We start from the raw sequence: 11781 nt of genomic DNA on the forward strand, positions 1-11781 counted from the left end.
TTGGGGGCAATGATTCGCATTCTACTGGCTGAAGATGATGAGAGCATGCGCGTCTATCTTGCCCGTGCTCTGGAACGATCGGGATATGAGGTCGTCGCCGTCGCGACCGGCACGCAAGCCGTGCCCTATATCGATTCCGACCGGTTCGATCTGCTGCTGACGGATATCGTCATGCCTGAAATGGACGGCATCGAACTGGCACAGCATGCAGCACAGGTCGCGCCGGACATGCGCATCATGTTCATCACCGGCTTTGCCGCCGTCACGCTCAAGGCCGGCAAGGCGGTGCCGCAGGCCAAGGTATTGTCCAAGCCGTTCCACCTGCGCGACCTGGTGCTGGAGGTCGAGCGCATGTTTGGTAGCGAGAGCCTTTCGGGCCAGAGTTGACCCGCATCAATCGGGCACGACTTCCTGCATGTCGGGCGTTGGGTCGAGCGGGATGCCGGCCATAGCCGCGGTGAAGCGCTCGCGATCCAGCCCCTTTTCCCACACCGACACCACCACCGTCGCCACCGCATTGCCGACGAAGTTGGTAAGGCTGCGGCACTCGCTCATGAACCGGTCGACGCCCAGGATCAGGGTCATGCCCGCGACCGGGACCGACGGCACGATCGACAGCGTTGCCGCCAGCGTGATGAACCCCGCGCCCGTCACCCCGGCCGCCCCCTTGGACGAAATCATCGCGACCAGCAACAGCAGGATCTGCTCTTCCAGACTGATATGCACATTACAGGCCTGGGCGATGAACAGGGCGGCCAGCGTCATGTAGATATTGGTGCCATCCAGATTGAAGCTGTAGCCGGTCGGCACCACCAGTCCGACGACCGACTTGCGGCATCCCGCCCGCTCCATCTTCTCGATCAGGCTGGGCAATGCGGCCTCGGACGAGGATGTGCCGAGCACCAGCAGCAGTTCCGCCTTCAGATAGCGGATCAGGTGCAGGATATTGAACCCCACCGCCCAGCAGACCGCACCCAGCACCACCAGCACGAACAGCAGGGACGTTAGATAGAATGTCGCGACCAGCCCCGCGAGGTTGGCAAGCGTGCCCACGCCATATTCGCCGATGGTGAAAGCCATCGCCCCGAACGCGCCGATCGGCGCGGCCTTCATCAGGAAGCCGACCAGCTTGAAGACCGCGTGGCTCGCCGATTCCAGCACCGTCATCAGCGGCGCGGCCTTGTCGCCGATCATGGTCAGCGCAATGCCGAACAGGATCGCGACGAACAGCACTTGCAATATGTTGCCGTCCGCCACGGCCGACACCATGGTCGCCGGGATGATGCTCATCAGGAAACCGGTCAGCGTGCGCTCGTGCGCCTGGTGCGCGTAATCGGCGACTTTTCCGGCATCGAGCGTCGCGGGGTCGATGTTGAGCCCGGCGCCGGGTTGCACCACATTGGCGACGATCAGCCCGACGATCAGCGCCAGCGTCGAAAAGGTCAGGAAGTAGCCAAATGCCTTGGCCGCCACGCGGCCGATCGCGCCCAGTTCCTTCATGCCGGCAATGCCAGTCACGATCGTGAGGAAAATCACCGGCGCGATGATCATTTTCACCAGCTTGATGAAGGCTTCGCCCAGCGGCTTGAGCTGCACGCCCGCATCGGGCCAGAAATGCCCGATCAGCACGCCCAGCGCGATGGCGACCAAAACCTGGACGTAGAGCTGACGGTAGAATGGCAGACGCGGCGCCGTCTGAATCGGCGAAGATGGCGATGGCATCATGATGAAGTGGCGTCCCCCTGTTTGCGTTGCAGCATATGGGACCCCCCTTCGCTGTCCAGAAGAATGTGCGCCTTGCCTAAATAACCGCTTGCGCGGCCCGACGCCCCCGGCTATTGGCCCCCTCCACGGCGGGCGTGTAGCTCAGTGGTAGAGCACTGTGTTGACATCGCAGGGGTCGCAAGTTCAATCCTTGCCACGCCCACCATGAAAAGCCTCGCGGCCATCGGTCGCGAGGCTTTTTTTATTCAGTCGCGACTGAAGCCGTATTCAGGGCACCTGCTTCTTCATCGCGTCGAGCATGAAGCGCCAGACATTGGCGGCATCCTGCGCATAGGCGCGTTCATCGCTGTCCGGACTGATATAGCGGGTGACGCCCGCCCCTGCTTCCTTCATATAGTCGCTAGGTTCATGGATGGCGTCGAGCACCGCGCGAACCTGCGGCAGGCAAGCCTGCCAATCCGCGTCATCCTGTGTTTGACCCTGCATCTGGCACAAAGCGCGGGCAGCGCGTTCGATCGGCGTCATGTCTGGCTCCTGCTGGCACTGAGGTTCTTTCGCATCTGACGCGGCGGACATGGGGAAGGCAAGCGAAAAGCCGTGCATTGGCGTTTCGCTTGGTCATCCGCCTCGCTTAAGAGCAAGCCTGATAGACGAAGAGGACGAGCATGGTGGAATGCGAGATGATCGCGGGCAGGCGCGTCCTGTTCGTCATGGCGGTGGACGCTGAATATGGCCCCCATCTCAAAGCGCGTTTCACGCCGCTGCTGACCGGCGTCGGCCCGATCGAGGCGGGGATTGCAATGGGGGCGACGCTTCATTCTCTGGAGGCGCGGGAGTCTCTGCCCGACCTTGTCGTATCGCTGGGGTCAGCGGGATCGCGCCGCTGCCCACTGGGAGAGATTTTCCAGATCACCAGCGTCTCCTGGCGCGACATGGATGCCACCCGCCTTGGCTTTCCCAAGGGCGTGACGCCGATGGTCGATCATCCGGTGGATATTCCGCTCGTGACGCCATTGCCGTTGCCGCTGGCGCGCCTGTCCACCGGGGCCAATGTCGTGGGAGGCGAGGATTATGCCGGCATCGACGCCGACATGGTGGACATGGAAAGCTTCGCCATCGCCCGGGCCTGCGCGCGCTATGACGTTCCGCTGATGGGACTGCGCGGCGTGTCGGATGGGCCAGGCGACCTCAATCACATCAACAACTGGATGGAATTGCTCGGCCTGATCGACGAACGGCTGGCACAGGCGGTGGATTTGCTGCCCGGGGTGCTGGCCTGCACGGACGGCTGATTGGGGGGGCGCTGGCTTTCGTGCGCGCTAGTCGCCGTCGAAAGCGATCAGGGCCTGTGTCGCAACGCCGTCATCCTCCAGCAGCGCCTTGCCGCCAAGATCGGGCAGATCGACGGCGAATAGCGCCATGAGGACGGCAGCCCCCTGTTCGCGCAGCAGTTGCGCCGCTGCGAGAGCGGTGCCACCGGTGGCGATAAGGTCATCGACCAGCACGACCCGCGCGCCCGCCGGCACCTGCCCCTCATGCAGTTCCAGCCGGTCGGTGCCATATTCCAGCACATAGTCGATGCCGACCGTCTTGCCGGGCAATTTACCGGCCTTGCGCACGGGTACGAAGCCCTTGCCCAAGGCAGCAGCGAGCGCCGCGCCCAGGATGAAACCCCTAGCCTCGATTCCGACGATCAGATCCGGGTCCAGCGGCCGGGCAACCGCGACCAGCCGCTGCACCAGCTCGCCAAAGCCCGGACCGTCCGCCAGCAACGTGGTGACATCGCGAAACTGGATGCCCGGCTTGGGAAAGTCCGGGATGGTGCGAATGAGGGCGGTCAGGCTGTCGATGCTCATGGGGCCTCCATAGGCAAAGGGCGCGGCTCCCTCAAGGAACCGCGCCCTGCTTTTGTTGGCGCACTGACAATAGAAGTCACGCCGCCGTTTTCTTGCCCGCCCAGATATTCTGATAGGCCATATAGGCAAGGCCTGTGGCGATCAGCAGGAAGACGATCGTCGCAAGTCCGGCGCGACGGCGATTTTCCAGCTTGGGTTCCGCGGTCCAGGTCAGGAACGCCGCAACGTCCTTGGCCATCTGGTCGACCGTCGGCTTGGTGCCGTCCCCATAAGTGACCTGTCCATCAGCGGTCAGGGGCGGCGCCATCGCCAGGTTAAGATTGGCGAAATAAGGGTTGTAGTGCAGCCCCTCCGGCGTCTTGGCGTCCGGGAATTCCCTAAGCAACTCGGCCGGTTGCGGCTGATAGCCGGTGATCAGCGAATAGACATAGGCGCTGCCATGATGGCGGGCTTTGGTCATCAGCGATAAATCCGGCGGGATCGCATTGTTGTTCGCCGCCGCCGCCGCGACATTGTTGGCGAAGGGCTTGGGGAAGTGATCGGCAGGAACCGGATCGCGACCCGTCATTTCGCCCGTCTTGGGATCGACGTCGGGCGTCTTGATCGCCCACTGCTTGGCGATCGCCTTCACTTCCGCCTCATTATAGCCCAGCGCTTCCAGATCGCGGAAGGCCACGAACTTGAGGCTGTGGCAGGCCGAGCAGACTTCTTTGAACACCTGAAAGCCGCGTTGCAGCTGCTGGCGATCATAACGGCCGAAGGGGCCATCGAACGAGAAGGACACATGCTTGGGCGCCTTGTGGAATTCATGCTCCACGGTCGGCTGCGGCGGGTCCGACACATAGGCGGCCGCGCCGAAAAGGAAGGAGATCAGCAGCCAACCCGCGAAGAAGAGGCCGACGAAAAATGCGCCGATGCGAACCATGATATCGTCTCCCCTTAACCGGCGGTCGAAGGCTGCGGATCGGCGCCCATGCCGGGCAGCGCGTCCTCTTCGCCTTTTATATTGTAGCGATTAAGCACCGATTCGGTGATCGAGCCGGGCAGCGGCAGCGGCTTTTCGAAGCGCGCAATCAGCGGCAGCACGATCAGGAAGTGGGCGAAATAATAGGCCGCCGCGACCTGGCTGATCATCACATAGGGCTCTTCCGCCGGCGCACCGCCGCAATAGCCCAGGATCAGCACGTCGGCCACCAGGATCCAGAAGAACTTCTTGAACGTCGGGCGGTAATTGCCCGAGCGCACCGGCGAATTGTCGAGCCAGGGCAGGAAGAAGAGCAGCAGGATCGATGCGAACATCGCCAGCACACCCAGCAGCTTGGCAGGCACGAAGAAGAAGTCGACGGTGAAGGCGCGCAGGATCGCGTAGAAGGGCCAGAAATACCATTCGGGCACGATATGTGCGGGCGTCGAAAGCGGGTTAGCCTCGATATAATTGTCCGGGTGGCCCAGATAATTGGGCGCGTAGAACAGCATGATCGAAAAGAGGATCAGGAACACGCCGGCCCCGAACCCATCCTTCGCCGTATAATAGGGGTGGAAGGGCACGGTATCCTGCGGCCCCTTCACCTCGACGCCGGTCGGATTGCTCGATCCTGGAATATGCAGCGCCCAGATGTGCAGGATGATGACCCCTGCGATCACGAAGGGCAGCAGGAAGTGCAGCGAGAAGAAGCGGTTGAGCGACGCGTTGCCCGGCGCGAAACCGCCCAGCAGCCAGGTCTGGATCGGTTCGCCCACGACCGGGATCGCGCCGAACAGGCCGGTGATGACCTTCGCGCCCCAATAGCTCATTTGCCCCCAAGGCAGCACATAGCCCATGAAGGCGGTCGCCATCATGAGGAGGAAGATGACGAGGCCCAGCAGCCACACCATCTCGCGCGGCGCCTTGTAGGAGCCGTAGAACAGGCCGCGGAAGATATGGAGATAGACGACGATGAAGAAGAAGCTGGCGCCGTTGGCGTGCGCGTAGCGCATCAGCCAGCCCGAATTGACGTCGCGCATCGTCTGTTCGACAGTGGCGAAGGCGACCAGGTCGTTGGCGCCATAATGCATCGCCATGATGACGCCGGTGACGATCTGAATCATCAGCGCCAGGCCGGCCAGGACGCCGAAATTCCAGAAATAGTTGAGGTTGCGCGGCACTGGATAGCCAGCGCCCACCGCATTGTAGACGAGCCGCGGCAACGGCAGTTTCTCGTCCATCCACTGCATCACAGGATGCTTGGGAGTATAATGTTCAGCCCATGGAAAGCTCATGACGGTCCCCCCTCAACCCACAAGAATGGCAGTGTCGGAAGTGAACTTGAATTCAGGCACTTCCAGATTCTTGGGGGCAGGCCCCTTACGGATACGGGCGGCGGTGTCGTAGGATGACCCGTGGCAGGGGCAGAAATAGCCGCCATATTCGCCGCGATTCTCACCCTCGCCCGCGCCCAGCGGCACGCAGCCCAGATGGGTGCAGACGCCCATCGTGATGAGCCACTGCTTCTTGCCATCGACGGTGCGTTCTTCCAGCGTCTGCGGATCGCGCAGCGTGGCGACGTCCACCTTGTCAGCCTCGGCGATTTCCTTGGGCGTCAGATGCCGCACGAACAGCGGCTGCGACCGGAAGGTGGTCTTGATCGCCTGTCCCGGCTGGATCGCCGACAGATCGACCTCGGTCGATGCAAGCGCCAGCACGTCGGCACTGGGGTTCATCTGGTCGATGAGCGGCACGACCACCGCCACGGCGCCCATGCCTGCGAAGCTGACCGCAGCGATATTGATGAAATCGCGGCGGCGCACCTCTTCTCCACCGGATAGAGTTTGTCCGTCAGAATGATCAACGCTCGCCATGCACCTCTACCCTTGCAAGACTTCCCTGTCACACCGCATGCCGTTACCGACGCTGATTATCAAGGGATTTGGGTTGTCAGCCATGGCCGCCCCCACCTTCCCCCCGGTGTGGTTCGCGGGCCTGATAACCGGGAAGCGCGCGCTTTGCCAACCGCTATCTTACTTAGTCTGTTACAAAAGCTTGCGCTGCTCTATGCCGCTGGCCATGCGTATCGCCCTTTACCAACCCGAGATTGCAGGCAATGTCGGCGCGATCCTGCGCCTTGCCGCCTGTCTCGCCGTGCCTGTGGACATCATCATGCCGACCGGATTCGCCTTTTCCGACGCGCGCCTGAAACGGGCCGCGATGGACTATGGCGCGGCGGCTGACGTCACGCGCCACGCCAATTTCGAGACGTTCGACGCCGTTCGCCGCGCGGAGGGGCGACGGCTGCTGCTGATGAGCGCCCATGCCTCCCAGCGTTTGCCGGACGTGCGGTTCAAATCCGATGACGTGCTGCTGATGGGATCGGAAAGCGCGGGCGTCCCCGACGATGTGCGCGATCTGGCCGATATTCGCGTGCGCATCCCCATGGCGCCGGGCTTCCGGTCCTTGAACATCGCCGTGTCGACCGGCATCGCCGTGGCCGAAGCATTACGCCAGACCGAGGGGTTTCCCGCATGACCAATCCCGTTCCCATCGCCCCCCTCGCGCTCGACGATCGCCAGCAGGCGGCGCGCGGCTGGTTCGAATCGCTGCGCGACCGCATCTGCGCCGAATTTGAAGCGATCGAACGCGAAGCCGACAGCGACGCCGCCTTTGCCTTCACGCCTTGGGACCGCGAGGCTGAAGGCCAGGCGGCGGGCGATGGCGGGGGCGGCGTGCGCGGGGTGATGAAGGGAAAGGTGTTCGAAAAGGTGGGCGTCAACGTGTCCACCGTGGGCGGTGAATTCGCCCCCGGCTTTGCCCAGACCATCCATGGCGCGAACGAAAACCCCGCCTTTTTCGCCACCGGCATCAGCCTGGTGGCGCATATGGCCAACCCGCATGTCCCGGCCGTGCACATGAACACGCGCTACCTTGTCACCACGAAAAGCTGGTTCGGCGGCGGCGCGGACCTCAACCCGCCGCTGCCACGCGAAGCGGATACGGCCCATTTCCACGCCGTGCTGAAAGACGCGTGCGACGCGCATGATCCTGACCATTATCCCCGGTTCAAGGCATGGGCGGACGACTATTTCTTCATCCCCCACCGGGGCGTGCATCGCGGCGTGGGCGGTATTTTCTACGATCATCTCGAATGCGTTGACGACGCAGCTTTCGACGCGAATTTCGCCTTCACCCGCGCGGTCGGTGACGCCTTCCTGGCCGCCTTCCCGCCGATCGTGCGGCGGCGGATGGGAGAGCCATGGAGCGATGCGGACTATCGAACCATGCTGGAATGGCGCGGCCGCTATGCCGAATTCAACCTGGTCCACGACCGGGGAACCTTGTTCGGGCTCAAGACCGGCGGCAATATCGACGCGATCCTGATGAGCCTGCCGCCGATGGCAAGTTGGAGCTGAACGGCATGCCGCTGATGCGGGTCGAACCGGGCATGGTGGCGACGATCGTCACCCATCTGGAGATGCGCGCGCGGCCCCGGCCAGCGCCGATCCCGCCCGCGCCGCTGCGGCTCGTCCGCTGGAAGACGCCGAATGCGCAGGCCTATCGCACCCTGTTTCGCCGCGTCGGGGCGCCATGGCTGTGGTTTTCACGGCTGGTGATGGCGGACGCGCAATTGCTGGCGATCATCCATGATTCCGCCGTGGAGATTTATGCGGTGACGGACCCGCTAGGGACGGAGATCGGCCTGCTGGAACTCGATTTCCGGTCGATGCCCGATTGCGAGCTGAGCTTCCTTGGTCTCGTCCCCGAACGGACCGGCAAGGGACTGGGCCGCTGGCTGATAGCGCATGCGACGTCGCTCGCCTGGCGCAAGGGGGTCGAACGTTTCTGGGTCCACAGCTGCACGCTCGACAGTCCGGGAGCGCTAGGCTTCTACGTGCGCTCAGGCTTTACCCCCTTCGCGCGCGAGATCGAGACGTTCGCCGACCCGCGCCTGGCGGGCATTTTGCCACGCGACGCCGCCCCGCATGTGCCGGTGCTGGATCAGGCCGCCGACGCCTGACGATAGATGCGCGCCAGCATCACTAGCAGATAGACCTGCACCACGGCCGACACCGCCGCCGCAGCAATGCCGCCCGCCAGCCGCGCCCCCTCCGGCCCGGCCAGCAGGCTGCCAAGCAAGCCGAAGATCACCTGCGCCGCCGTCCCCACCAGCGTCGAGAGCAGCATCACGATCACCAGGAAGCCGAACAGCCGCCAGAAATGGCCGCGCGTCAGCGCCCAGGCGCGGCGCAGCGATTCGACCACGCCGCCGCGCGTGTCGATGACGACCGCATTGAGCAGCACCAGCCGGATGCTGGCAAAGAAGACGATGATCACCGCCGCCAGCCCGAGCAACAATCCCATCACATGCGCCGCCTGTTGCGAGGCCATGGCGAAAATCACACTGACCAGCGCGATCACGACAATGAAAGCGACAATGGCAACGACCACCAGCACCGCCGTGCCCAGCAGCACCGGCAGGCGCGAAAAGCTGAGCCTCAACGCTTCGCCCACGCTGATGCCGGGGCGAAGCGCCAGCGCGAAAAGGGCAAGCGATCCGAACCAGATGATGACGATGCCCAGCAGCATCGACAGGGCAAAGCCGGGCGGCATCACCGGAATGGCGTCCGCCTTGGGCTGCGCGAACCATTCCTGCAATTGCGGCGGCGTCATTTCCTGCACGATCAGGCCCGGCAGCGCCACGAACAGCAGGGCGACCGGAAACAGCAAGGTCGCTTCGCGCCGGATGAAGGCGACGGCTTCCTCCCAAGCCTTGCCGATGGAGATTGTCGCCATATCTAATCTGCCTGCCTCAAAAGGGGGAAATGCGGGTGGGAGACTTGATCGCTCGCCCGGCCCAAGTCAAGGAAACGCCATGGATCACTCCCTCCCCTTTCCCGACCACATCGAATGGCGCGTCGACGCGGCGCCGGTCGATTATCCAGAGGCGCTGGCCGACATGGAAGCGCGCGCTGCCGCGATCCATGCCGGGAACGCGCGTGAGCGGGTGTGGCTGCTGGAGCATCCGCCGCTCTATACGGCGGGAACCAGCGCCGACCCGGCCGAACTGATCGACCCGCGCTTTCCCGTGCACGATGCCGGCCGCGGCGGGCGCTACACCTATCATGGGCCCGGGCAGCGGATCGGTTATCTCAACATCGACCTGAGCGCGCGGGGCAAGGATGTGCGCAATTTCGTCCATCATCTCGAAGGCTGGATGATCGCGGCGCTCGGCGAGCTTGGCATTGCGGCGCGGCGAGCGGAGGGGCGCATCGGCATCTGGACCGACGACCGCGACGGACGGGAAGCAAAGATCGGCGCGCTCGGCATCCGGGTCCGGCGCTGGGTGACGCTGCATGGCTTTTCCATCAACGTCGATCCTGATCTGTCGCATTTTGCCGGCATCGTGCCCTGCGGCATCAGCGATTATCCCGTGACCAGCGTCGCCGCGCTAGGTGGCAACGCGTCCATGGCTGCTCTCGATGGTGCGCTCAAGAGCCATTTCCCGGCCTTTCTCAGCCGCTTGTCGCGCTGCGGCTCAGGGCTTGAGCAATGCGAGGCCGCCCGCTAGGGTCCTTCGCTTTCACCGGCGGGGATGCCGGGTATCGACGCGATGTTCAAGGAGACCCGGATGCGCGTGAATGCATGGATCGTCTGCACCGCCGCTCTGTTGTCGCTGACCGCCTGCGGCGGCGGAGACAAGGGCGGCAGCAATGTGCAGATGAAGGATATGGAAGTGGTGGACGGCACCGCGACTGACGCGATGACCGATCTGGACGGCGTGCAGAGCGAAGGCACCGCCATCGCTGCCCCCGGCAATGATGGCGCGGCCAATCAGAGCGCTTCCGCGAGCGACACGCCGGCCTCCGCGCCTGCTGAAGATGCCGAAGTGGTCGCGGATCAGTAATTCAGCCGCTGATCCGGGCTATATGCGCGAATGGTTATGAGTGTCAGGATGCGCCGTGCCGCATCCTTCTGGAGAGACAAGACGATGAGCTTCCGTTCCGCCCTGCGCACCAGCCTGTGCAGCCTGTCGATCGCCCTGATGCCGCTGGCGGCACAGCCGGCCGCCGCCCAATTCTACTGGTCGCCGCCCGACATGAGCGCGCCGGCCTTCACCGACAGCAATGCCGCCATCGCGCTTGGCTTGCCGGGCGCCACGGCCGACGAGATCAAAGCCGGGCTGGCGTGGAACCTGCGCGCCGCGCTCAACGTCGCCGCGCTGCAATGCCAGTTCGAACCCACGCTGCTGACGGTCGACAATTACAACGCCATGATCGCCCATCATGACGCGGAACTGGACGCGGCGCAGGCGACGCTGCTCGCCTATTTCCAGCGCACTGCCGGCAAGGGCCGCGCCGGCCAGTCGGCGGCTGACATGTATAATACCCGCATCTATTCGGGCTATTCGACGGTGCAGGCGCAAAAGGGCTTTTGCCAGGAAGCCGGCGTCGTCGGCCGCCAGGCGATCTTCGCCGATCGCGGCGCGCTCGCCGACGTGGCACGCACGGGCCTCGCCTCGATCAAGAAGTCGCTCATTCAGGCGGGCGAACAATATTATGGCATGCCCGGCGACGATTATGCCGTGGCCCTGCCCTCCTTCGACCCCAAATGCTGGAAAAAGGGTGTGCTGGAGCCGGTCTGCCACCAGGCCTATAATGAGAAGGTCGGGGCCACGCCGTAAGAGCAGGCGAGGGGGGCTTGCTGAGATTTGAACCACATCTTGTCATTGTCATCCCGGCCTTAAGCCGGGGTCCCGCTTCGTCCGTCCAAGAAAGCGGGATGCCGGGCAAAGCCCGGCATGACGACGTTTTCTCATCGGTAGCCGGGGCGAAACAGGGTGAGCGTGCAGAACAAGGTCGTATTTCGACCACTTGTTGCCTTACTCGGTTAAAAATCGCGGCATCTGACACCGGACGTAAGTTAATTATCTTATCGACGATTATCTCATAGTCGAAGGCGCTCAAGTGCCCGTAGCTTCCCTTGCGAGCCGTCTGCCGTCCAACAAACTCAACTTCGTAGAGGCCTTCGTCGCTAGCTGAAGAAGTTAAGGCCTTCCCCGACAACCAGATGCGGTCGCCAGCAGTTTGATAGGAGCAGGAACCAGCAGGCGATGGACAAAAGCGGGAATTCTCGAACTCCCTTCTCCATAAGCCTTTCCACTGACGGGCTGGAGTCATTTCGAAGCATTCATCTGTGCTCGACGGCATCGCTTCGATACCACCATATTTA

15 protein-coding genes and 1 tRNA gene are annotated in these 11781 nt (G+C 63.2%); 9 read left to right on the plus strand and 7 right to left on the minus strand.

The window, feature by feature from the left end; translation table 11 throughout:
• Positions 1-9 precede the first annotated feature (9 nt).
• Positions 10-387 (plus strand): cell cycle two-component system response regulator CpdR, encoded by a 378-nt coding sequence (gene cpdR / locus LL253_RS08795; RefSeq protein WP_009820866.1) that lies wholly within the window; start codon positions 10-12, stop codon positions 385-387.
• 6 nt (positions 388-393) lie between these two features.
• Here the strand turns inward: cpdR and LL253_RS08800 are convergent, their stop codons facing one another.
• Positions 394-1725, minus strand: a complete 1332-nt coding sequence (locus LL253_RS08800) for a dicarboxylate/amino acid:cation symporter (protein ID WP_228221728.1) — start codon at positions 1723-1725, stop codon at positions 394-396.
• Positions 1726-1855: 130 nt separating this feature from the next.
• On the opposite strand from LL253_RS08800, the gene LL253_RS08805 reads away from it, so the two are divergent.
• Positions 1856-1930: transfer RNA gene (locus tag LL253_RS08805), tRNA-Val, on the plus strand.
• Between the two features lie 62 nt (positions 1931-1992).
• Here the strand turns inward: LL253_RS08805 and LL253_RS08810 are convergent.
• Entirely contained in the window at positions 1993-2250 is a 258-nt protein-coding gene (locus tag LL253_RS08810; RefSeq protein ID WP_037542493.1) for a hypothetical protein, read from the minus strand.
• A gap of 140 nt (positions 2251-2390) precedes the next feature.
• On the opposite strand from LL253_RS08810, the gene LL253_RS08815 reads away from it, so the two are divergent.
• Complete coding sequence (locus LL253_RS08815; RefSeq protein ID WP_228226949.1) at positions 2391-3017, plus strand: 5'-methylthioadenosine/S-adenosylhomocysteine nucleosidase; 627 nt, start codon at positions 2391-2393, stop codon at positions 3015-3017.
• Positions 3018-3044: 27 nt separating this feature from the next.
• On the opposite strand, the gene LL253_RS08820 is transcribed toward LL253_RS08815, so the two are convergent.
• The 4 genes from LL253_RS08820 to petA form a co-directional block, all read right to left on the minus strand.
• Complete coding sequence (locus tag LL253_RS08820; RefSeq protein WP_228226950.1) at positions 3045-3581, minus strand: adenine phosphoribosyltransferase; 537 nt, start codon at positions 3579-3581, stop codon at positions 3045-3047.
• A gap of 76 nt (positions 3582-3657) precedes the next feature.
• Positions 3658-4506, minus strand: a complete 849-nt coding sequence (locus LL253_RS08825) for a cytochrome c1 (protein WP_228226951.1) — start codon at positions 4504-4506, stop codon at positions 3658-3660.
• Positions 4507-4520: 14 nt separating this feature from the next.
• A complete protein-coding gene (locus LL253_RS08830) occupies positions 4521-5840 on the minus strand; it encodes a cytochrome b (RefSeq protein WP_228221733.1) in 1320 nt (439 codons plus the stop codon).
• Positions 5841-5852: 12 nt separating this feature from the next.
• Entirely contained in the window at positions 5853-6419 is a 567-nt protein-coding gene (gene petA / locus LL253_RS08835) for a ubiquinol-cytochrome c reductase iron-sulfur subunit (protein ID WP_021228750.1), read from the minus strand.
• Positions 6420-6612: 193 nt separating this feature from the next.
• On the opposite strand from petA, the gene LL253_RS08840 reads away from it, so the two are divergent.
• The 3 genes from LL253_RS08840 to LL253_RS08850 are packed head-to-tail and all read left to right on the plus strand — an operon-like array spanning position 6613 to position 8569.
• Entirely contained in the window at positions 6613-7083 is a 471-nt protein-coding gene (locus tag LL253_RS08840) for a tRNA (cytidine(34)-2'-O)-methyltransferase (RefSeq protein ID WP_228221734.1), read from the plus strand.
• Entirely contained in the window at positions 7080-7964 is an 885-nt protein-coding gene (hemF, locus tag LL253_RS08845; RefSeq protein WP_228226952.1) for an oxygen-dependent coproporphyrinogen oxidase, read from the plus strand. The genes LL253_RS08840 and hemF overlap by 4 nt, the downstream gene beginning before the upstream one ends.
• 5 nt (positions 7965-7969) lie before the next feature.
• The gene (locus tag LL253_RS08850) at positions 7970-8569 is read left to right on the plus strand and encodes a GNAT family N-acetyltransferase (protein WP_228226953.1); all 600 of its coding nucleotides are present in this window, start codon (positions 7970-7972) and stop codon (positions 8567-8569) included.
• Here the strand turns inward: LL253_RS08850 and LL253_RS08855 are convergent.
• Positions 8551-9345, minus strand: a complete 795-nt coding sequence (locus tag LL253_RS08855; protein WP_228226954.1) for a hypothetical protein — start codon at positions 9343-9345, stop codon at positions 8551-8553. The two genes, LL253_RS08850 and LL253_RS08855, sit on opposite strands and share 19 nt — an antisense overlap.
• Positions 9346-9424: 79 nt before the next feature.
• Between LL253_RS08855 and lipB the strand changes: the two genes are divergently transcribed.
• The 3 genes from lipB (at position 9425) to LL253_RS08870 (ending at position 11233) form a co-directional block, all read left to right on the plus strand.
• Positions 9425-10120, plus strand: a complete 696-nt coding sequence (gene lipB, locus LL253_RS08860; protein ID WP_228226955.1) for a lipoyl(octanoyl) transferase LipB — start codon at positions 9425-9427, stop codon at positions 10118-10120.
• Positions 10121-10180: 60 nt separating this feature from the next.
• Entirely contained in the window at positions 10181-10456 is a 276-nt protein-coding gene (locus LL253_RS08865) for a hypothetical protein (protein WP_228226956.1), read from the plus strand.
• An 84-nt stretch (positions 10457-10540) separates the two neighbouring features.
• Entirely contained in the window at positions 10541-11233 is a 693-nt protein-coding gene (locus LL253_RS08870) for a hypothetical protein (protein WP_228226957.1), read from the plus strand.
• The last annotated feature ends 548 nt before the right edge of the window (positions 11234-11781 follow it).

This window comes from Sphingobium soli, assembly GCF_020782245.1.
In the GTDB taxonomy this organism is placed as follows: domain Bacteria; phylum Pseudomonadota; class Alphaproteobacteria; order Sphingomonadales; family Sphingomonadaceae; genus Sphingobium; species Sphingobium soli.